Below are 22,659 nucleotides of genomic sequence, written 5' to 3' on the forward strand. Positions count from 1 at the left end.
ATGGGCCCTGCCACCGGGCTGCGGGGCAGGTCACCGCACGTTCGGCAGGACCGGACGCAGCCGGTTCCAGCGCCCGATCTCGCATCCGTCGGTCCGCTTGAACGAGGCGTTGACGTCCCGTCCGTGCCAGGTCCCGGTGACCCGGGCGGTGGCCGGCCCGCCGTACTGAAGCGTGCACATCGCGTCCCCGGGCACCGGGGCGAACGGGTCCGCCTTCTCCCTCTCCAGCTGCCCCAGCCGCTCACAGGCGTCCGCGGCGACGGGGTGGGTCCCCCGGGCCGGCTCGCACGCCAGCTCGTACGTCCCGTCCGCCTCCGGGTTGCCCGAGCCGGCGACGACGACGGTGAGCCGGGTGCCGGCGCCGTCGTTCTGGAGGAGGGGCAGGGAGAGCGGAAGCGGAAGGGGCCCGGACGCGGCGGTGGCGGCGGGCGCGGCCGCGGTCAGCGCGGCGAGGGACGCGACAGCGGTGAGGGCGAGACGGCGCATCATGCGGACTCCTGTGACCGAAGAACCTGCGGAGGGCGGCGCCCTCGCCCTGACTAACGCGCCGCACGCCCCGGCGTTGCGCAACCGAACCGCTTTGCCCTCCTGGCCGACTGCCTAGTACCGTAGGCCGCGATTGGTGGCGCAGCGTGCAGCTGTGTCATCATCTGCACGCACCACCCGCGCTCGCGCGGGGTGTGCTGGAGGCGTCGCCTAGTCCGGTCTATGGCGCCGCACTGCTAATGCGGTTTGGGGTTTACCCCCCATCGAGGGTTCAAATCCCTCCGCCTCCGCCCCACCACCGAAGCCCCGAGCCCCTGGCCCGGGGCTTCGGCCGTTCCCGGCCCCGTTCGAGCCGCGTTCCCGTCGTTCTCGCAGGTCAGGCCGGGTGCGGCTAATGGATTTCGCGTCCCGGCGCAGGTCATGTAATGTTGTTCTCGCAACGCGGACGGGGCAGAAAAGCCCAGGAAGCACAAGCACTCGTAGCTTAACGGATAGAGCATCTGACTACGGATCAGAAGGTTGCAGGTTCGAATCCTGCCGAGTGCACAGCAAGCGAGAGGCTCTCAGGAGAAATCCTGGGGGCCTCTCGCGTTGTCATGTGTGCAGGGGCACGCGGAAGCCGCACATAGTGTCCTCGCCCCGAACGAGGGTTCAGTGCAAACAGCTTTGCGGTGTGCGTGCCAGGTCGTGGCAGCGGTCGCGAGGCGCAGGCGGAGTGCGGGGCCCAGACCTGTGAGGAAGGGAGCGACGGCGGCTTCCCGGCGCTGTGTCCAGACGCGGGGATGGTCGGTGCGCAAGCCTTTGACGTGCCAGGTGCCCGTGGCTGAGGTGACGCGGGCCGCGATCTCGCTGTTGAAGCCCTGGGCTGTCTCCTCGATCGAGAGGAGGGGGCCGGTGCGTTCTTCGATGGCGGCGCGTGCGGCGTGCGGCAGTCGTGCGAGATCGATGCGGGTGGTCACCATGGGGCCTCACTCTTCCAGGGTGCGGGTGAATGGGGCTTGTTAGCGGCAGGCTTCGGTGAATTGGGCCCTTCTTCCGGCTCCCCTCCAGGCCGGTCCTCTCGGGCGTAGCGTGGCTGCGTGGCTAACGAAGACCTGGGACGGACTCTGCGCCGCTTGCGACGTCTGGCCTCCCTGACGCAGGAAGAGCTGGCTGAGCGGGCCGGTGTGTCCGTGGATGTGATCAGGCAGCTTGAGCAGGGGCGGAAGCAGTCGGCGCGGCTTCCTACGCTGCACGCATTGGCGAACGGGTTGGGCGTGGAGCTCACCACGTTGTTGGGGGATCCGCCCGCGGTCGCGTCTTCGGGGGAGAACGACGGGCCGCGCTTCGTGGCTGTGCGGCGGGCCATCATGCCCGCGCTCGGGGGGCCGGGGCCGGAGCCGCCCGGGGTCGGGTTCCCGTTGGATCAGTTGCGCGAACAGATCGCGGCGGGATGGACGCGTTACCACTCCGCTGAGTTCGACTCGGTGATGAAGGCGCTGCCGGCTCTCATCGCGGATGCGCGTACGGCCACTGCTTCGGCCGATGAAGAGGTGCGGCGGGCAGGGTTCGGTGCCTTGGGTAAGGCCCTTCAGCTCGCGGGGCATGTTGCCGTGCGGATGGGGAAGACCGACCTCGCGCTGATCAGCCTGGAGCGGGCGATAGATGCTGCGGGGAAGTCCGGAGATCCCTTGCTCGTGCCGATGATCGTCAACTCGACGGCGTGGACGTACCAGCGGCAGGGGAGGCTGGACGACGCGTTGGGTATCGCGCTTCGCCATGCCGATGACTTGGCGGGCGCTGGCCGGCTCGACACCGCCGACGGACTGAAGGTGTGGGGCGCGCTGACCATGAGTGCCGCCACGTCCGCCGCGCGGAGCGGTGACTACGAGCGTGCGGCGGCGATAATGGAGGCGGCGGAGAAGGAAGCGGCGCGCGTGGTGAAGCTGCCTGACGGTGGTGACAACCGGATGGTGAGTGTCTTCAGTCCGTCTTCCGTTCGCATCGAGCGTGTTCGGCTTGCCGTTCAGTACGGGCACCCGCAGGATGCCCTGGCCCTGGCCAAGGGCATGCGGTTGAGCAAGGACACACCGCCGTCCTGGCGTACGTGGCTGCTCCTGGACGTGGCACGCGCTCACACGGACCTCGGCGACGCGGTCGGCGCCGTAAAGGCCCTGGAGTCCCTGCGTCGCGTCGCTCCCACGTGGATGCAGCACCACACGCTGGCCGTGGCCATCGTCCGGGACCTTTGGGCTTTGCCCAACCATCCGTCCGGACTGCGGGCGTTGGCGGAGTTTCTGGGAGTCTGCGCATAGCGTGGTGAAAGTGGGACGTGGCGTCCCTGTCACCGCTTCTCGCATGTCGCTTACATGAGCGGACAGTGCCCCGGCAGCCGTGCGACCGGCCCCGGGGCTCGGCCGATCTGAAAGAGCAGACCGACATGCCGCAAGCTACAACGCGGGCCCGTCCGACTGGGCCACCGGGGTACAGCCAGACATTGCCGCGCAAGCCGGAGAGTGCTGCACCCGCCAGGCGCCTCACCGATGCCGCCCTTTGTTGTTGGGGCTTGGGAGAGCTGGCCGACGACGGCGCCTTGGTCGTGAGCGAACTCGTCGCCAATGCTGTGCAGTACGCCCGTCGGGAGTCCATCCGGGTGGTGGTGGAGCGCGTCAGCGAGCGGACGGTGCGTGTGGCCGTCACGGACTTCTCCCGGGAGCTGCCCGTGGTGTGTCGGGCGGGGGACGGTGACGAGGGGGGACGAGGGCTCTTACTTGTTGCGGCCCTGGCATCCGATTGGGGCACGGACACGCACCGTTGGGGCAAGGTCGTGTGGGCCGACCTGGAGGGGCGCGGGTGACTACCGAGGAGCTCCCCGAGCGCAGCGTGGCCCGAGCCCATCTTTCCCAGTTGATCGACATGTTCGGTACGGATGGGTGTCTGCGGGTCAGCGTGATTCCTGGACCGGATTCTGAGGTCGCCGGTGAGGCGGCGGAGGGCGAGTAGGTCCGGCGGAGAGGGGAAGGGCGAAGGCCCGGTCGGGTCTTCGCCCTTCGCGGCCTACCGCGCGACGCGTTCGCGGATCAGGTTGATGACTGTGGGGGCGTGGTCGTTCAGGTAGAAGTGGCCGCCGTCGTACGTGTGGAAGGTGCAGGGGCCTGTGGTGTGGGTTGTCCAGGCTGCCGCTTCGGTCTCTGTCACCTCGGGGTCCGTTGTGCCGTTCAGGACCTCGATGGGGCAGGTCAGGGGTGGGCCTGGCTGGTAGCGGTACGTCTCTGCGGCTTTGTAGTCGGCGCGGATCGCGGGAAGGATCGAGCGGAGGAGTTCCTCGTCGGCCAGGACCGCCGGGTCGGTGCCGCTCATGCGGCGGATGGTGGACAGGAGTTGGGCGTCGGGGGACGCGTGGACGTGTTCGTTCTCGCGGTGGCGGGAAGGGGCTCGGCGGCCGGAGGCGAACAGGGTGAGGGGGATTGTGCCGGCCGCCTCCAGGCGGAGGGCCACCTCGAAGCCGAGGGTCGCGCCCAGGCTGTGGCCGAAGAGGGCCACCGGGCGGTCGCACCACGGGAGCATTTCGACGCTGATCAGGTCGGCCAGGCGGCGGACGTCGTCCACGCAGGGTTCGTTGCGGCGGTCCTGGCGGCCGGGGTACTGGACCGCGATCACGTCGGCTGCCGGGGTCAGGGCGCGGGAGACCGGGAAGTAGTAGCTCGCCGAGCCGCCCGCGTGGGGCAGGCAGAAAAGGCGTACCGGGGCCTGGTCCGTGGGGTGGAAGCGGCGTAGCCAGGTTGTCGCGGGGCGCGTTGAGGTGGTCATTCGGGGATCTTTTCCTTACGCAGTCGGGTCACGTCGCGCTCCAGGTGCCCGGTGGGCGCCAGCCGCGTGCCGGGCCCCACGTGGCCCGTGGCGGAGCGGGGCTCACGGGGGGCTCCTCGGTCCGTGCGGCGGAGAGCAGGACCAGGAGGAGGGCAGCCAGTTCGGTGGGCGTCGGGGTTCCGCCTTCGACGCGGATGTGGGAGTCGGCCATGTCAGAACGGGGGGTTGCCGTGCTTGCGTTCGGGTAGCGGCACGTGTTTGGCGCGCAGGACGTCGAGCGCGTCGGCCAGTACCTGGCGGGTGGTCGACGGGTCGATGACGTCGTCGACCAGGCCGCGTTCGGCGGCGTAGTAGGGGTGCATCAGCTCCTGGCGGTACTGCTTGACGCGCTGGGCGCGGGCCGCGTCCGGGTCGTCCGCGGCGGCGATCTCGCGGCGGAAGACGACGTTGGCGGCGCCCTCCGCGCCCATGACGGCGATCTCGTTGGTGGGCCAGGCGAAGGACAGGTCGCAGCCGATGGAGCGGGAGTCCATGACGATGTACGCGCCGCCGTACGCCTTGCGCAGGATGACCTGGACGCGGGGGACGGTGGCGTTGCAGTACGCGTAGAGGAGTTTCGCGCCGTGGCGGATGACCCCGTTGTGCTCCTGGTCGCTGCCGGGCAGGAAGCCGGGGACGTCGACCAGGGTGACGAGCGGGATGCTGAACGCGTCGCAGGTCTGCACGAAGCGCGCGGCCTTCTCGGACGCGTGGATGTCCAGGACGCCGGCGAGGGAGGCGGGCTGGTTGGCGACGATGCCGACGACGTGGCCGTCGATGCGGGCGAGGCCGCAGATGATGTTGGTCGCCCAGTTGGCGTGGACCTCGAACAGGTCGCCGTCGTCGACGATCTCCTCGATCACGGACCGCATGTCGTACGAGAGGTTCGGGTCGGCCGGGACCAGCCTGGCCAGGGTGTCGCCGGGGCGGTCCACCGGGTCCTCGCAGGGGAGGACGGGGGGGACTTCGCGGTTGTTGGAGGGCAGGAGCGTGAGGAGGTGGCGTACTTCCTCCAGGCACTCCTCCTCGGTGTCGTACAGGAACGCGCTCGCACCCGAGACCGTGGAGTGCACCTGCGCACCGCCGAGGTCGTTGTGCGTGATCTTCTCGCCGGTGACGGCCTGCACCACGTCGGGGCCCGTGATGTACATCTGTGAGATGTCGCGGACCATGAACACGTAGTCCGTGAGCGCCGGGGAGTACGTCGCTCCGCCCGCGCACGGGCCGAGCATCACGCTGATCTGCGGGATCACCCCGGACGCCGCCACGTTGCGGCGGAAGATGCCGCCGTAGCCGGCGAGGGCGGTGACACCCTCCTGGATACGGGCGCCCGCGCCGTCGCTGAGCGACACGAGCGGGGCTCCTGCCGCCAGGGCGAGGTCCATCACTTTGTGGATCTTCTGCGCGTGCGCCTCACCGAGGGAGCCGCCGAAGATCCGGAAGTCGTGCGCGTACACGAACACCTTCCGGCCCTCGACCTGGCCCCAGCCGGTGACGACGCCGTCGGTGTGCGGCCTGCGGTCCTCCAGGCCGAACCCCGAGGCGCGGTGGCGGCGCAGCTGTTCGATCTCGCGGAAGGTTCCCGGATCGAACAGCAGGTTCAGCCGCTCGCGCACGGTCAGCTTGCCCCGTGCGCGCTGCGCCTCGGTGGCGCTCGGCGAAGGGCCCAGCTCCACGGCCTCCTTGATCGCTCCTCGTTCGGCCACTCGGACACTGACATCGGCAACGGTCATGCTCCACCCGTCTCTCGGCCATCGGGCCCGCCGTTGGCGGTGCCCTGGGCAGTGCGTGCCATTGAAGGGGCCGGGGGCGTGCGCGGAGAACACCGACCACCCCCCTGACCGCTCCCCGGCCCGCCGGGACCCGGGCCCAGCAGGCATCTCGTGACCCGAACCCGTGGTCAACGGCGGTTTCTCGGGGGCGCGGTCGGGAAGCGTGCAGGGTCAACACCTGGGGGGATAGGGGTGTCGCCGCCCTTCGGGGCCGACCTAGCGTGCGGACACCCCGTGGCTGGAATGACTCGGGGCATTCGATACGAGCTGGGAGCGTGCAGATGTCCGCGGGCTTCGATCCTGTCGCTGATGACATGTCCGGCGCGGAGGTCCGCCCGGGGGGCCGCTCGGAGGCCGGTCCGGGGGACAATCCGGTGGCCACCCTGGCCGGCCGGCTGTCCGGGCTCCCAGGGAGCGAGCAGACCAGGCTCCTGACCGACCTGGTCTGTGAGCAGACCGCCGAGTGCCTCCGCAAGGTGCGGCCCGACACCGAACCGGTGGTCGTCGCCCACACCTCGTTCCGGGAACTGGGGCTTGATTCCATCGCCCTGGTCGACCTCCACGCGCGGATCAACGCGGCGACCGGGCTCGCCCTGCCCGTGACCGCCGCCTTCGACCACCCGAGCCCCGAACTGCTTGCCGCCCGTGTGCGTACGGAGCTGCTCGGCGCACCCGCCGGGCGGGCCGTCGCGGAGCCGGTCGCCGAGCCGGCACCGGCCTTCGACGGCGAGCCCATCGCGGTCGTCGGCATCAGCGGGCGCTTCCCGGGCGGCATCCGCTCGGCCGAGGACCTGTGGAACCTGGTCGACGGGGGCAGGAGCGCCGTCGGGCCGTTCCCCGACAACCGGGGCTGGAACCTCGACGCCCTGTTCGACGACGACCCGACCGTCCCGGGCACCTGCTACACCCGGACCGGTGGATTCCTGTACGATGCCGCCGAGTTCGACGCCGAGTTCTTCGGGATCAGCCCGCGCGAGGCGCTGGCCATGGACCCGCAGCAGCGGCTGCTGCTGGAGACGGCCTGGGAGGCGCTGGAGCGTACGGGGATCGACCCGACCTCGTTGCGCGGCAGCCGGACCGGTGTGTTCATCGGCGCCGGGCCCTCCGAGTACGGGCCCCGTGTGCAGGACGCCCCCGAGAACCTGACGGGCTACCTGGTCACCGGAGGCGCGCTCAGCGTCACCTCGGGGCGTGTCGCCTACGCGCTGGGCCTTGAGGGGCCCGCGCTCACCGTCGACACCGCCTGCTCCGGGTCGCTGGTCTCGCTGCACCTCGCCGTCCAGTCGTTGCGCCGGGGCGAGTGCTCGATGGCGCTGGCGGGCGGGGTCACCGTCCTTAGCACCCCCGGCCTGTTCACGGAGTTCAGCCGGCAGCGCGGCCTCGCCCCCGACGGGCAGATCAAGGCGTTCGCGGACGGCGCCGACGGGACCTCCTTCGCTGAGGGCGTCGGCCTCCTGGTGGTGGAACGGCTCTCCGACGCGCGGCGCAACGGGCACCGGATCCTCGCCGTCGTCCGGGGCTCTGCCGTCAACCAGGACGGCGCGAGCAACGGGCTCACCGCCCCGAGCGGCACCGCCCAGCAGCGCGTCATCGCCCAGGCCCTCGCCGACGCCGGCCTGACCGGTGACGACGTGGACGCGGTGGAGGCGCACGGCACCGGCACCACCCTCGGCGACCCGATCGAGGCGAGTGCCCTGATCGCCACGTACGGCAGGAGCCGTCCCGTGGACCGGCCGCTGTGGCTCGGCTCGGTCAAGTCGAACCTCGGGCACACCCAGGCCGCCGCCGGGGTCGCCGGGCTGATGAAGATGATCATGGCGATGCGGAACGGGGTCCTTCCCCGCACCCTGCACGTCGACACCCCCAGCGGCAACGTCGACTGGTCGGCGGGGACCGTACAGCTGCTCACCGAGCCCGTCCCGTGGCCGCAGACCGAGGACCGGCCGCGCCGGGCGGGCGTCTCCGGGTTCGGGATCAGCGGCACCAACGCCCATGTGATCGTGGAGGAGCCGCCCGCGCGGGACGAGGCCGAGAGCTACGAGGAGCCTTCCGCCGGGCCTGTCCTCGTGCCCGTCGGGGCCCGCTCCGACGAGGGGCTGCGTGCCCAGGCCGCCCGGCTCGCGGACTTCCTGGACGAGCGGCCCGACCTCACCGCCGCCGATCTCGGGCACGCGCTCGGCACCGGCCGCGCCGCGCTCGAACACCGGGCCGTCGTCGTCGCGGACGGCCGCGACGAACTGCTCGGCGGGCTGCGTGCCCTCGCCGCCGGAACCGCGGCCGACGCCACCCGGACGGGCGCGCTGCCCGCCGGGCGGCTCGCGTTCCTCTTCACCGGCCAGGGCAGCCAGCGCCTCGCCATGGGCCGCCGGCTGTACGACACCTACCCGGTCTTCGCGGACGCCCTCGCCGACGCCATCGGCTGGCTCGACCTCCAGCTCGACCTTTCGCTGTGGGACGTCCTGTTTGCCGAGGAGGGGTCCCGGGAAGCCGCTCTGCTCGATCAGACCCGTTACGCGCAGACCGCGCTGTTCGCCGTGGAGGTGGCCCTCTTCCGCCTCGTCGAGTCGTGGGGCATCAGGCCCGACTTCCTGGCCGGGCACTCCATCGGGGAGATCGCGGCCGCCCATGTCGCCGGGGTGCTGAACCTGGAGGACGCGGCGATCCTCGTCGCGGCCCGGGGCCGGCTGATGCAGGAACTCCCGGCCGGCGGCGCCATGATCGCCGTGCAGGCCACCGAGGAGGAGGTGCTTCCGTTCCTCGGGGAGCAGGTCGCCGTGGCGGCGCTCAACGCCCCCGGCTCGCTGGTGCTCTCCGGCGAGGAGGACGCCACCGTCGCGCTCGCCGAGCGGTTCGCGGCCCAAGGCCGCAAGACCAAGCGGCTCCAGGTCAGCCACGCCTTCCACTCGCCGCTCATGGCACCGATGCTGGAGGAGTTCCGCCGGATCGCCGGCGTGCTGACCTACTCGGCGCCCACCATCCCGGTCGTCTCCACCGTCACCGGACGTCTGGCGACCGCCGACGAGCTGTGCTCGCCGGACTACTGGACCGGCCATGTCCGCAGCGCCGTCCGCTTCTCGGACGCCATGGACTGGCTCGTCGCCCGGGGCGGCGCCCGCACCTTCCTGGAACTCGGCCCGGACGGCGTGCTCAGCGCCCTCGGCCAGAACTGCCTGACCGAGGAGCGCGAGGCGGACACCGTCTTCGCCCCGCTGCTGCGGGCCGGCAAGGACGAGGTCCGCGAGGCGCTCGGCGCCGCCGCCCTCGCCCACGCCCGGGGCGCGCTGCTCGACTGGCGGGCGCTCTACGCGGGTCGCCCCGCCCGCCGCGTCGAGCTGCCCACGTACGCCTTCCGCACCCGCCGCTACTGGCTGGCCCCCGAGGCGTCCGGTTCCACCGGGCTCGGCCGGCTCGCCTCCCAGCACCCCGTCCTCAGCTCGGCCGGTGACCTCGCCGGGACCGGCACCACCGTCCTCACGGGCCGGGTGTCGCCGCGTACCCACCCGTGGACGGCCGACCACACGATCGCCGGGGTCACCCTGCTGCCGGGCACGGCCCTGGTCGAACTCGCCCTCCGCGCCGGCACGGAGACCGGCTGCGGGCTGGTCGAGGAGCTGACCCTCCAGGCGCCGCTGGTCCTGCCCGGGTCCGGGGGCGTCGACCTCCAGGTCGTCGTGGCTCCCGCCGACGCCTCGGGCCGCCGCACCGTCGAGTGCTTCTCCCGCCCGGACGGCGCCGAAACCTCCGAGGACGCCTGGACCCGCCACGCCACCGGTCTCCTGGCCCCGGCCGCCCCCGCACCGGACACCACAGCCCTGTCCGGGGTGTGGCCGCCTGCCGGTGCCGTCCCGCTCGACGTCAGCACCCTGTACGCCGACATGGCCGACGAGGGCTACGGCTACGGCCCCGCCTTCCACGGCGTCCGGGCCGCCTGGCTGCTGGACGGCGAGGTGTACGCCGACGTCGAACTCCCGGAGCACGTACGCGCCGACGCGGCCGGCTACGGCCTGCACCCCGCCCTGCTCGACGCCGCCCTGCACCCCGCCGACCACGCCCTCGCCACGGCCGGCAACCGGCCCGAGGGCACCTGGATCCCCTTCTCCTGGAACCGGGCGACCCTGTACGCGGCCGGCGCGTCCGCCGTACGCGTACGCATCGCCGCACGCGGCCCCGAGGAACTGGACGTGACGGTCGCGGACGCCACCGGCGCCCCCGTCGCCCGTGTCGAGTCGCTGCTGCTGCGCGCCGTCACCGCCGGACAGCTGGCCGCCGACCGCTCGGACCCGCTGCTCGCCGTCCGCTGGAACTCGGCCGAACTTCCCTCGAACGAGATCGACTTCGGCACGTTTGGCGAGGTCGCGGGCGAGGTAGTCCCGCCTGTCGTCGTGTACCGCACCCCGCCCACGCCGGAGGGCGATGTGCCCGCCGCCGTGCGCGCCGTCACCGCCGACGCGCTGGCCGCCGTACAGGCATGGCTCGCGGACGAGCGGTACGCGGGGTCGCGGCTCGCCGTCGTCACGCGCGGCGGTGCCGCCGTACCGGGCACGGACGTGGACCTCGGCCAGGCACCCGTGTGGGGTCTGGTGCGGTCGGCGGAGGCGGAGAACCCGGGCCGCTTCGTGCTGGTCGACACCGACGAGACCGGCACCGCACTCCTCGGCCGCGCGCTGGCCGCCTCGTCGGAGCCCGAACTCGCCCTGCGCGGCGACCGCATGTACGTCCCCCGGCTGGCCGCCGTGCCCGCCCCCGACGTGGAGCGGCCGACGCCGTGGGACGCGACCGGGACCGTACTCCTGACCGGCGGAACCGGCGGGGTGGGCGCCGAACTCGCCCGCCACCTCGTCCGCGAGCACGGCGTACGCCACCTGGTCCTCACCAGCCGGCGCGGCGCGGACGCCCCCGGGGCGCGCGAACTCCTCGCCGAGCTGGCCGACTCGGGTGCCGAGGTCACCGTCAGCGCCACCGATGTCGCGGACCGGGACGCCCTCGCCGCCCTGCTCGCCGCGATCCCGGCCGCGCACCCGCTGCGGGCCGTGGTGCACGCGGCGGGCGTCATCGACGACGGCCTGGTGGGCCACCTCACCGCCGGCCGCCTCGACACCGTGCTGCGCCCCAAGGTGGACGCGGCCTGGCATCTGCACGAGCTGACGGCGGGCCTCGACCTCGCCGCGTTCGTCCTCTTCTCCTCCGCGTCGACCGTCCTGGACGGCGCCGGGCAGGGCAACTACGCCGCCGCCAACCTCTTCCTGGACGCCCTGGCCGCACGCCGGGCAGCGGCCGGGCAGGTCGTGACCTCACTCGCGTGGGGCCTGTGGGCCGGTGGCGGCGGGATGGGCGCCTCGCTCGACGCCGCCGCCCTCACCCGCATCGAACGCCTCGGCCTGGACTCGCTCTCCTTCGAGGAGAACCTCGCCCAGCTCGACAAGGCGCTCACCACGGACGAGCCGGCCGTCGTGCCCATCCGCGTCAACCAGCGTGCCGTACGCGCCCGGACGGACGGCACGCCTACCCTGCTCCGCGCCCTCGTACGCCCCCGCACGGTGCCGGCCGCACGGACGGCGGGCGCCGCCGCCACCACGGGCGCGGCCCCGCTCGCCGCGCTCCTCGCGGACATGGGCGCGGCCGACCGCCTCGCGCACGTCCTGCGGATGGTCCGCACCGAGACCGCCGCCGTCCTCGGCTACCAGAGCGCCGACGAGGTCAGCGCCACCCGGGCCTTCATGGAGACGGGCTTCGACTCGCTCGCCGCCGTGGAGCTGCGCAACCGGCTCGCCACCGCGACCGGGCTCCGGCTGAGCGCCACCCTGACCTTCGACTACCCCACGGCGACGGTTCTGGCCGAACACCTCGTGACCAAGCTCGTGGGCACGGTGCCGGCGACGGACGCGGCGGCTCCGGCCGCCCGTGCCGGTGCCGGGGCCACGGACGACGACCCGATCGTCATCGTCTCCATGGCCTGCCGCTACCCGGGCGGGGTGACCTCGCCCGAGGAGCTGTGGCAGCTCGTCGCCGAGGGCTCCGACGCCATCGGACCCTTTCCCACCGACCGGGGCTGGGACACCGACCTCTACGACCCGGAGATCGGCAAGCCCGGCCGTACGTACTCCACCGAGGGCGCGTTCCTGTACGACGCCGCCCGGTTCGACCCCGCGTTCTTCGGGATCAGCCCGCGTGAGGCCCAGGCCATGGACCCGCAGCAGCGGCTCCTCCTGGAGGTCGCCTGGGAGACCTTCGAGCGCGCGGGCATCGACCCGCGTTCGGTGAAGGGCAGCTCGACCGGCGTGTTCGCCGGGGTGATGTACCACGACTGGGGGCTGCGCCTCGGCCCGCTGCCCGACGACGTGGCCGGCTACCACGGCAACGGCAGCCTCGCGAGCGTGGTGTCCGGCCGGGTCGCGTACACGCTGGGACTTGAGGGCCCGGCGGTGAGCGTGGACACGGCGTGCTCGTCGTCGCTGGTCGCGCTGCACATGGCTGCCCGCGCACTGCGGGCCGGTGAGTGCTCGCTCGCCCTGGCCGGCGGTGTCACGATCATGTCCACGCCCGACACCTTCCTCGACATGGCCCGGCAGCGCGGCCTCGCGTCCGACGGGCGCTGCAAGTCCTTCGGTGCCGGCGCGGACGGTACGGGCTGGGGCGAGGGCGCGGGCGTCCTGCTGCTTGAGCGGCTGTCCGACGCCCGCCGCAACGGCCACCGCGTGCTGGCCGTCGTCCGTGGCTCGGCCCTCAACCAGGACGGCGCGAGCAACGGCCTGACCGCCCCCAACGGGCCGGCCCAGCAGCGCGTCATCCGTGGCGCGCTCGCCAACGCGGGCCTGTCGGCCGCCGAGGTCGACGTCGTGGAGGCGCACGGCACGGGTACCCGCCTCGGTGACCCGATCGAGGCGCAGGCGCTCCTGGAGACCTACGGCCAGGAACGGCCCGAGGGACAGCCCCTGTGGCTCGGCTCCATCAAGTCGAACATGGGCCACACGCAGGCGGCTGCAGGTGTCGCGGGCATCATCAAGATGGTCATGGCGATGCGCCACGGCCTGCTTCCCAAGTCCCTTTACGCCGAAACCCCTTCGGACCAGGTGGACTGGTCGGCCGGTGAGGTGGAACTGCTCACCGAGGCCCGGGAGTGGCAGCCGGCGGACCGCCCCAGGCGTGCGGGCATCTCGTCCTTCGGTATCAGCGGGACGAACGCCCATGTGATCATCGAGGAGGCCCAGGAGGAGGCCGCCGCGGCGGCCACCGTCCAGGCCCCCGCCCTCCTCGCCTGGCCCGTCTCCGGCGCGACCCCCGAGGCCCTGCGGGCCCAGGCCGACCGCCTGCGCGACCGGCTCACGCAGCTCACCGACGAGGAGCTGGCCCCGGCCGCCCTCACCCTGGCCACCGGCCGCGCGGCGCTGGAGCACCGCGCCCTGGCCGTGGGCGCCGACCGTGCGGAACTCGCGGAGGCGTTGGAGCTGCTGACGGGCGCCGGGAGCGCCCAGGAGGCCAAGACCGCGTTCCTGTTCACGGGGCAGGGTGCGCAGCGGGTCGGGATGGGCCGGGAGCTGTACGAGGCGTTCCCGGTGTTCGCGGAGGCGTTCGACGCGGTGTGCGGGGCGGTGGACGCGCGCCTCGGGGTGGCGTTGCGTGAGGCGGTGTGGGGGGAGGACGCGGAGGAGCTGAACCGTACGGTCTTCGCTCAGCCCGCGCTGTTCGCCTTCGAGGTGGCCCTGTACCGGCTCGTCGAGGCGTGGGGTGTCACCCCGGACGTCGTGGTCGGGCACTCGATCGGTGAGCTGGCCGCCGCGCATGTCGCGGGGGTGCTGTCGCTCGCGGACGCGGCGCGGCTGGTCGTGGCGCGTGGCAGGTTGATGCAGGCGCTGCCCGACGGTGGCGCGATGGTCGCCGTGCAGGCGACCGAGGACGAGGTGCTTGCACGGCTCACGGACGGGGTAGGCATCGCGGCCGTCAACGGGCCGCAGTCCGTGGTGGTGTCGGGCACCGAGGAAGCGGCACTCGCCGTGGGCGAGCACTTCGCGGCGCTGGGCCGCAAGACCAGCCGCCTTCCCGTCTCGCACGCGTTCCACTCCGCGCTCATGGAACCGATGCTGGACGAGTTCCGGGCGGTGGCCGAGGAGCTGGTCTTCTCCGAGCCCCGCGTCCCGGTCGTCTCCACCGTCTCCGGCGAACTGTCGTCGCAGTGGCAGTCCGTCGAGTACTGGGTCGGCCAGGTCCGCGAGGCGGTCCGGTTCGCGGACGCGGTACGTGCCGCCGAAGCCTTCGGGGCCCGTACGTTCGTCGAGATCGGCCCGGACGCGGTGCTCACCGCGCTCGGCGTCGGGTCCGCGACCGCTGACGACAGCACGTTCGTCCCGCTGGTGCGGAAGAAGCGGGCCGAGGCCCGTGAGGTTCTGGGCGGGGTCGGGGCGGCCTGGGCGCGTGGCGCCGACGTCGACTGGGCCGCCGTCCTCGGGGCCGGCCCGGGCGCGAACAGGCCCCTGGTCGACCTGCCCACGTACGCCTTCCAGCGCAAGCGCTACTGGCTCGACGTCACCGCCAAGGCGGGCGATGTCGGCTCGGCGGGGCTGGACGCGGTCGACCATCCCGTGCTCAGCGCGGCCGTGTTCGCGCCGGAGTCGGGTGCGGTCGTCCTGACGGGCCGGCTGTCGGCCACCGGTCAGCCCTGGGTCGCGGACCACGGGGTGCACGGGGCGGTGCTGCTGCCCGGTACCGGCTTCGTGGAGCTGGCCGTACGCCTGGGCGACCAGGTCGGCTGCGACCTCCTGGAGGAGCTGACCCTGGAGGCGCCGCTCGTCCTGCCCGAGCACGGTGGCGCCTCCCTGCGGGTCGCCGCCGGGGCCCCCGACGCCTCGGGGCGGCGCCCCCTGCACATCCACTCGCGCCTCGACGGCGCACCCGAGGACGCCTGGACCCGGCACGCCACCGGCTTCCTCGCCACCGGAGCACCGCCACAGGTGCCCGGCGCCGACCTCACCCAGTGGCCGCCGCGCGGCGCGACACCCGTGGAGGTCGAAGGCGCGTACGAGCGGTTGAGTGAGCGCGGGTACGGGTACGGGCCCGCGTTCCAGGGGCTGACGGCGGCCTGGCGGCGCGGCGACGAGCTGTTCGCCGAGGTCGCGCTGCCCGAGTCCGTGCGCGGCGAGGCCGCCGACTACGGGCTGCACCCCGCGCTCCTGGACACCGCCATGCATGTGGACGTCCTGGTCGACCAGGACGAGGGCGGCACCGAAGCCCTTCTGCCGTTCGCCTGGAGCGGGGTGTCCCTGCACGCGACGGGGGCCGCCGCGCTCCGGGTGTACGTACGGCGCATCCGGGGCGCGGAGGAGTCGGCGATGGTCGTCGCCGACGAGACCGGCAGCCCCGTGATGACGGTGTCCTCGCTGATCTGCCGTCCGGTCTCCGCCGACCAGCTCGCCCCGGCCGAGGGGCCGCTCTCCGACGCCCTGCACCACATCGCGTGGACGCCGCTCCGGGCGCCGGCCGAACCGCTCCCGTCCTCCGGCGCCGTGCTGGACGAGTACGGGCTCGCGATCCTCTGCGAGCCGTCGGCCGCCGTGCTGGCCTGCTGCCCCACCCCGGGCGGCTGGCCGGTGCCCGAGGCCACCCGCACGACCACCGCGTACGTCCTGGACCTGGTGCAGTCCTGGCTGACCGACGAGCGGTTCGAGTCCACGACGCTCGTCGTCGTCACCCGGGGCGCCGTCGCCACCGACGCGGCCACCGCCCCCGACCTGACCCAGGCCCCCGTGTGGGGCATCGTCCGGGCGGCCCAGGCCGAGAACCCGGGCCGGATCGTCCTCCTCGACGCCGACCCGGGCGCCGCCCTCGGCGCGGAAGGGCTCCCGGCTCTCGTCGGCGCGGCCCTCGCCCAGGACGAACCGGAACTCGCCCTCCGCGACGGCCGTTTCCTCATCCCCCGGCTCGTCAGGACCGCCGTGCCGGAGGCCGACGCGCCCTGGGACGGCGAGCGCACCGTCCTGGTCACCGGCGGTACGGGCGGCCTCGGCGCACGCCTCGCCCACCACCTGGTCGAGCGGCACGGCGTCCGCCACCTGGTGCTCACCAGCCGCCGGGGCCTCGAAGCGCCCGGCGCCACCGAGCTGCGCGACCGGCTCATCGGGGCCGGTGCCACGGACGTCACGATCGCGGCCTGCGATGTCGCGGACCGGGAAGCGCTGGCCGCTGTCCTCGACGCCGTCCCGCAGGCGCACCCGCTGGGCGGCGTCGTGCACGCGGCAGGTGTGGTCGACCCCGGCCTGATCGGCGCACTCACCCCGCAGCGCCTCGACACGGTGCTGCGGCCCAAGGCGGACGCCGCCTGGCACCTGCACGAACTCACCGCGGACCTGGACCTGTCGGCGTTCGTGATGTTCTCCTCGGCCGGCGGGCTCGTCCTTCCCGCCGGGCAGGGCAACTATGCGGCGGCCAACGTCTTCCTGGACGCACTCGCCGCCCACCGTCACTCCCTCGGCCTGCCCGCCACCTCACTCGCGTACGGGCTGTGGGCCGTCAACACCGGGCTCGGCGGCGAACTGACCGACGCCGACGTCGAGAAGATGAACCGGCTCGGCCTGCCCGCCCTGCCCGCCGCCCGGGGCCTCGCCCTGTTCGACGAGGCACTGCGCACCCGGCACGCCCTGCTCGCCCCGCTCCTGGTCGACCCGGCCGCCCTGCACGCCCGGGGCTCCGACGTACCACCGCTGCTGCGCGCCACCGCGGCCGCCGCCCGGCCCGCGCTCCGGCGCAGCGCCGCCGCCGCACCGGTCGGCGACAGCCTGTCCCGCCGGCTGGCGTCCCTCACGGCCGCCGAACGCACCCGGACCCTGCGCGAGCTGGTCGCCGGGCAGGTCGCGGGTGTCCTCGGCCACGAGTCCGCCGACACCGTCGGCATCGACCGCGCGTTCAAGGAGCTCGGCTTCGATTCGCTGGCCGCGGTGGAGCTGCGTAACGCGCTCAACGCCGCCACCGGGCTGCGGCTGCCCGTCACCCTCGTCTTCGACTACCCGAACACCCGGGCCGTCGCCGACTACCTCGACGCCGAACTCGGTGGCGCGCAGGAGGAGCCGGCAGCCGAACCGGTCACGACCTCGCCGCTCTCGGACGACGAGCCCATCGCGATCGTCGGCATCAGCTGCCGCTTCCCCGGCGGGGTCCGCTCCGCCGACGACCTGTGGCACCTGGTCGCCGAGGGCCGCGACGCCGTCGCCGGCTTCCCCGCCGACCGCGGCTGGGACACGGACGGGATCTACGACCCGGAGCCTGGCCTGCACGGCAAGACGTACGCCCGCGAGGGTGGATTCCTGTACGACGCGGCCGAGTTCGACCCGGCGTTCTTCGGGATCAGCCCGCGCGAGGCCGTCGCCATGGACCCGCAGCAGCGGCTCCTGCTCCAGTCGGCGTGGGAGGCGTTCGAGGACGCGGGCATCGACCCGACGGCCATGCGCGGAAGCCAGACCGGTGTCTACGCCGGGGTGATGTACCACGATTACGCGTCCCGCCTCCAGCACATCCCCGACGACGTCGCCGGCTACCTCGGCAACGGCACCGCGGCCTCGATCCTCACCGGCCGGGTCGCCTACACCCTCGGCCTGGAAGGGCCCGCCGTCAGCGTCGACACCGCATGCTCCTCGTCCCTCGTCGCCCTCCACATGGCCTGCCAGGCCCTGCGGCGCGGCGAGGTCGGCATGGCCCTCGCGGGCGGTGTCACGGTGATGTCGACGCCGGAGATCTACGTGGAGTTCGCGCAGCAGCGCGGGCTCTCCGCCGACGGCCGCTGCAAGGCGTTCGCGGGCGGCGCCGACGGTACGGGCTGGGCGGAAGGCGTCGGCCTGCTCCTGGTCGAGCGGCTGTCCGACGCGGAACGCCTCGGCCACGACGTCCTCGCCGTCATCCGGGGCTCCGCCATCAACCAGGACGGCGCGAGCAACGGGCTCACCGCGCCGAACGGCCCCTCGCAGCAGCGCGTCATCCAGCGTGCCCTGGCCGCGAGCGGCCTCACCACGGCCGACGTGGACCTCGTGGAGGGCCACGGCACCGGCACCCGCCTCGGCGACCCGATCGAGGCGCAGGCCCTCCTCGCCACCTATGGGCAGGGGCGGACCGCCGACGACCCGGTGTGGCTCGGCTCCATCAAGTCCAACATTGGCCACGCCCAGGCGGCGGCCGGCGTCAGCGGCGTCATCAAGTCCGTCATGGCCCTGCGCAACGGCCTGATGCCCAAGACCCTGCATGTGGACGAGCCCTCCCCCGAGGTCGACTGGGAGGCCGGACACGTCCGCCTGCTCACCGAGGCCCGTCCGTGGCCCCGCCGCGAGGACCGGCCGCGCCGCGCGACCGTCTCCTCCTTCGGGCTCAGCGGGACCAACGCCCATCTGATCGTGGAGGAGGCGCCGCAGCCGGCGAGCCCCGCCGAGGCTCCGCAGCCCCGGCCGGACCTCACCCACCCCGTGCCCCTGGTGCTGTCCGGCTCGGACCCCGAGGCCCCTGCCCGGCAGGCCGCCGCCCTTCACGCCCGCCTGCTCGACGCTCCCGAACTCGATCTCCGCGACATCGCCCACACCCTGGCCGGCGGCCGGGCGCGCCTCGAACACCGTGGCGTCGTCCTGGCGACGGACACGGAGAGCGCTCTGCGTGAACTGTCCGCCTTCGCGGACGGGGAGGGCCTGCGGGGAGCGGTGACGAAGGGCAAGTCGGCGTTCCTGTTCACGGGGCAGGGTGCGCAGAGGCTGGGGATGGGTCGTGGTTTGTATGAGGCGTTTCCGGTGTTTGCGGGGGCGTTTGACGCGGTGTGCGGTGAGGTAGACGCGCACCTTGGGACGGGGTTGCGTGAGGTGGTGTGGGGGGAAGACGCGGATGCGTTGAACCAGACGTCCTTCACCCAGCCCGCGCTCTTTGCGTTCGAGGTCGCGTTGTTCCGGCTGGTCGAGGCGTGGGGTGTCACCCCGGATGTGGTGGTCGGGCACTCGATTGGTGAGTTGGCTGCCGCGCATGTGGCGGGGGTGTTGTCCCTCGCGGACGCGGCACGCCTGGTCGTTGCCCGGGGCAGGCTCATGCAGGCGCTTCCCGCAGGTGGCGCGATGGTCGCTGTTCAAGCGACCGAGGACGAGGTGCTTACGCGTCTGACGGGCGGGGTATCCCTGGCGGCCGTCAACGGTCCGCAGGCTGTCGTCGTCTCAGGAGTGGAGTCCGAAGCCCTGGCGGTGGGCGAGCACTTTGCCGCGCTGGGTCGTAAGACGAGCCGTCTTCCCGTTTCGCACGCGTTCCACTCGGCGCTCATGGAGCCGATGCTGGATGAGTTCCGGACGATCGCGGCCGGGCTGTCGTATGCCGAGCCGCGCGTTCCGGTCGTCTCCACTGTCACGGGTGCTTCGTCCTCCGCCTGGCAGACCCCGGAGTACTGGGTCGGTCAGGTCCGTGAGCCGGTCCGGTTCGCGGACGCTGTGGGCGCCGCCGAAGCTCTCGGGGCCCGTACGTTCATCGAGATCGGTCCGGACGCTGTCCTCACCGCACTCGCGGCCGGGTCGGCCACCGCTGACGACAGTTCGTTCATCCCCCTCGTGCGCAAGAAGCACGACGAGGCCCGAGCGGCTCTGGCCGGGGCCGGTGCGGCGTGGGTCCGGGGTGTGGAGGTCGACTGGGAGGCGTTGCAGGCGGGTACGGGTGGGCGCGGGGTCGATCTGCCCACGTACCCCTTCCAGCGCACCCGCTACTGGCTGGACGCGCCCGCCGCAGTCGGGGACGCGGCCGGGCTCGGGCAGTTGCCCGCCGGGCACCCGCTGCTCAGTGCCGTGGTCGTCTCGCCGGAGACCGGGGCCCTGGTGCTCACCGGACGGCTGTCCGTCGCCACGCAGCCCTGGATCGCCGATCACGCCGTGCACGGCAGCGTGCTGCTTCCCGGCACCGCGTACATCGAGATGGCGCTCAGGGCCGGGCAGGAGGCCGGGTGCGCGCAGCTGGAGGAGCTGACGCAGGAGACCCCGCTGTTGCTGCCGGGCAAGGGCGGTGTCGCGGTTCAGGTGACCGTGGGCGAGGCGGACGAGGCCGGGCGGCGCGATGTCGTCGTGTACTCGCGGGCCGAGGATCTGCCCGCCGACGCGCCGTGGACGCGTAACGCCCGTGGTGTGCTCGCCGTGGAGCCCGCGCCCGTCGTGACGGACCTGGAGTCCTGGCCGCCGGCCGATGCGCGGGCGGTGGACGTGAGCGGGATGTACGAGGACCTGGCCGGGCTCGGATACGGGTACGGACCCGTCTTCCAGGGCCTGACGGCGGCCTGGCGGCGCGGCGACGAGCTGTTCGCCGAGATCACGTTGCCCGAGCACGCCCGCACCGAGGCCGCCGCGTTCGCCCTGCACCCGGCGCTGCTCGACGCGGCGCTGCACGCGGAGCGGATCTTCGACGCGGATCACGAGGGGCCCGTACGGGCGGCCCTGCCGTTCGCCTGGAGCGGGGTCACCCTGCACGCCACCGGGTCCACCGCCCTGCGGGTGCGGCTGACCAAGCCCGGCCCGGACGCGGTCGCGCTGCGGATCACCGCGCCGACCGGCGAGCCCGTGGCCACCGTCGAGTCGCTGGTGGTCCGCGAGGTGTCCGCCGCCCAGCTGTCGGGCGGCGCGAACGGGCGGGGCGCCGAGCTGTTCCGTATCGACTGGCAATCCCCGCAGCCGGGCGGACCGGCGGTGCCGGTGGCGGCCACCGAGGACTGGCTCGTCGTCGGGAGCGCGCTGCCGGGCTTCCGGTCGGTGCCCACGCTCGCCGAGGCCCTCGCGCAGGCGTCGGTCCCCGGTACGGTCCTGCTGACCGCGCCGGACGTCTCCGACGTCTTCGGCACCACGGGTGGAGTGCCCGAGCAGGTCAGGGCCTCCGTGGGCCGGCTGCTCGACACGCTCCGCCAGTGGCTGTCCGACACGCGGTTCGCGGAGGCACGGCTGGTGCTCGTCACCCGTGACGCCGTCGTCGCACGCGACGGGGACGCGGTGGACTGCGTACAGGCCCCCCTGTGGGGTGTCCTGCGCGCTGCGCAGGCCGAGAACCCGGGCCGGTTCACCGTGGTCGACCTCGACACGGCCACAGAATCGTTGGCGGCCCTGCCCGCCGCACTGGCCTCGGCCGAGACCGAGATCGCCGTACGCGGAGGCCAGGTCCTGGTCCCCCGCTACACGGCCGTCACCGGCGGCGGCGAGCCCCTCACCTGGTCGCCGGACGGCACCGTCCTGATCACGGGCGGCACCGGCCTGCTGGGCGCGGTACTCGCCCGGCACCTGGTCGCCGAGCAGGGCGTACGCCACCTGGTCCTCACCAGCCGGCGCGGCACGGACGCCCCGGGCGCGGCGGAACTGCACACCGAACTCACCGCTTCGGGCGCCGAGTCGGTCCGGATCGTGGCCGTGGACGCGGCCGACCGGTACGCGCTCGCCGCACTCCTGGACGACATCCCGGCCGAGCACCCGCTGACCGGGGTCGTGCACGCCGCGGGTGTGATGGACAACGCGCTCGTCGGAGCCGTCACCCCGGAGCAGGTCGGCAGGGTGTTGCGGCCCAAGGTGGACGCCGCCTGGCACCTGCACGAGCTGACCCGGAACCTGGACCTGTCCGCGTTCGTCCTGTACTCCTCGGCGGGCGGCCAGATCCTTCCCGCCGGGCAGGCCACCTACGCGGCCGCCAACGTCTTCCTCGACGCCCTGGCCGCCGAACGCCGGGCCGCCGGGCTCGCCGCCACCTCCCTGGCTTGGGGTTTGTGGGAGGGCACGGTCGGGGAAGGCCCCGAACTCACCGACGCCGACCTGCGCCGCATGGGCCGCTCCGGAGTCCTGGAACTGTCCTTCCCCGACGGCCTCGCGCTGTTCGACACGGCACTCGGCCAGGACGCGGCGCTGCTCGCACCGGTCCGGCTCGACCGGGCCGCGCTGCGCGAGCGGGCCGACGAGATCCCTGCCCTGCTCCGCGCCCTGGCCGGTCCACCGGCCCGCAAGGGACCCAAGCCCGCCGCCGTGCCGGCGGCCGGTGCCGGGGACACCGGGGGCTCCCTCGTCCGCGCCAAGCTCGCCGGGCTGCGGACCGGCCTGGAGCAGGACCGCTACCTGGAGGAGCTGGTACGCGGCCACGCGGCGGCCGTCCTCGGCCACGGCGACCCGGCGGGCGTCCCCGCCGACCGGGGCTTCACCGAGCTGGGCCTCGACTCCCTCGGCGCGATCGAACTCCGCAACCGGCTCCAGAAGGCCACCGGACTGCGGCTGCCCGCCACCCTGATGTTCGACTACCCCAACTCGGCCGCCCTGGCCGGATTCCTGCGGGAGGGCCTGGAGCCCGAGCCGGTGCCGGAGACCACGGGCGGTGGGGAGGCCCTGGACGACGAGGCACTCCGGCGGGCCCTGCTGTCGATCCCGGCAGCCCGCCTGCGCGAGTCCGGGCTGCTCGACGCCCTGCTCGGCCTGGCACGCACCGAACCGGCGCGGCCTTCCGCCACCACGACCGACGAACCGGGTCCCGCCATCGAGGAGATGGCCGTGGACGACCTCGTACGAGCCGCCCTGGCCGGCGGCGAACTCAGCTGACCCGACGCTGGATGATGAGGATGACGTGACCA

The 22,659-nt window shown here is 73.2% G+C and carries 7 protein-coding genes, 2 tRNA genes and 1 pseudogene; 5 read left to right on the plus strand and 5 right to left on the minus strand.

Annotated features, from left to right (window positions below; all coding sequences use genetic code 11):
- Window positions 1–30: 30 nt before the first annotated feature.
- On the minus strand, window positions 31–489 hold the full coding sequence (locus P8A18_RS17055) for an SSI family serine proteinase inhibitor (protein ID WP_306055661.1): 459 nt from the start codon (window positions 487–489) through the stop codon (window positions 31–33).
- Window positions 490–685: 196 nt separating this feature from the next.
- Between P8A18_RS17055 and P8A18_RS17060 the strand changes: the two genes are divergently transcribed.
- Window positions 686–776, plus strand: a tRNA-Ser gene (locus P8A18_RS17060).
- A 183-nt stretch (window positions 777–959) separates the two neighbouring features.
- A tRNA-Arg gene (locus tag P8A18_RS17065) sits at window positions 960–1,032 on the plus strand.
- Window positions 1,033–1,178: 146 nt separating this feature from the next.
- Here the strand turns inward: P8A18_RS17065 and P8A18_RS17070 are convergent.
- Window positions 1,179–1,448, minus strand: a pseudogene (locus tag P8A18_RS17070) (aminoglycoside phosphotransferase); the annotation flags it as partial.
- A 117-nt stretch (window positions 1,449–1,565) separates the two neighbouring features.
- Between P8A18_RS17070 and P8A18_RS17075 the strand changes: the two are divergent.
- Together P8A18_RS17075 and P8A18_RS17080 are read left to right on the plus strand one after the other, a co-directional pair.
- On the plus strand, window positions 1,566–2,780 hold the full coding sequence (locus P8A18_RS17075; protein WP_306055663.1) for a helix-turn-helix domain-containing protein: 1,215 nt from the start codon (window positions 1,566–1,568) through the stop codon (window positions 2,778–2,780).
- 125 nt (window positions 2,781–2,905) lie between these two features.
- Window positions 2,906–3,322 carry an ATP-binding protein gene (locus tag P8A18_RS17080; RefSeq protein ID WP_306060961.1) on the plus strand — a complete coding sequence of 139 codons (417 nt, stop codon included), beginning with the start codon at window positions 2,906–2,908 and terminating at the stop codon, window positions 3,320–3,322.
- 200 nt (window positions 3,323–3,522) lie between these two features.
- Here the strand turns inward: P8A18_RS17080 and P8A18_RS17085 are convergent, their stop codons facing one another.
- Genes P8A18_RS17085 through P8A18_RS17095 form a run of 3 tightly spaced genes read right to left on the minus strand, consistent with a single transcriptional unit; the run spans window position 3,523 to window position 6,047 of the window.
- On the minus strand, window positions 3,523–4,275 hold the full coding sequence (locus P8A18_RS17085; protein ID WP_306055665.1) for a thioesterase II family protein: 753 nt from the start codon (window positions 4,273–4,275) through the stop codon (window positions 3,523–3,525).
- Window positions 4,276–4,303: 28 nt separating this feature from the next.
- Window positions 4,304–4,486: an acyl-CoA carboxylase epsilon subunit gene (locus tag P8A18_RS17090; protein ID WP_306055666.1), complete on the minus strand. Its 183-nt coding sequence runs from the start codon at window positions 4,484–4,486 to the stop codon at window positions 4,304–4,306.
- Between the two features lies 1 nt (window position 4,487).
- A complete protein-coding gene (locus P8A18_RS17095) occupies window positions 4,488–6,047 on the minus strand; it encodes an acyl-CoA carboxylase subunit beta (RefSeq protein ID WP_306055667.1) in 1,560 nt (519 codons plus the stop codon).
- A gap of 353 nt (window positions 6,048–6,400) precedes the next feature.
- Between P8A18_RS17095 and P8A18_RS17100 the strand changes: the two genes are divergently transcribed.
- Window positions 6,401–22,627: a type I polyketide synthase gene (locus P8A18_RS17100; protein ID WP_306055668.1), complete on the plus strand. Its 16,227-nt coding sequence runs from the start codon at window positions 6,401–6,403 to the stop codon at window positions 22,625–22,627.
- Window positions 22,628–22,659: the final 32 nt, after the last annotated feature.

The sequence above is a fragment of the Streptomyces sp. Mut1 genome (assembly GCF_030719295.1).
In the GTDB taxonomy this organism is placed as follows: Bacteria; Actinomycetota; Actinomycetes; order Streptomycetales; family Streptomycetaceae; genus Streptomyces; species Streptomyces castrisilvae.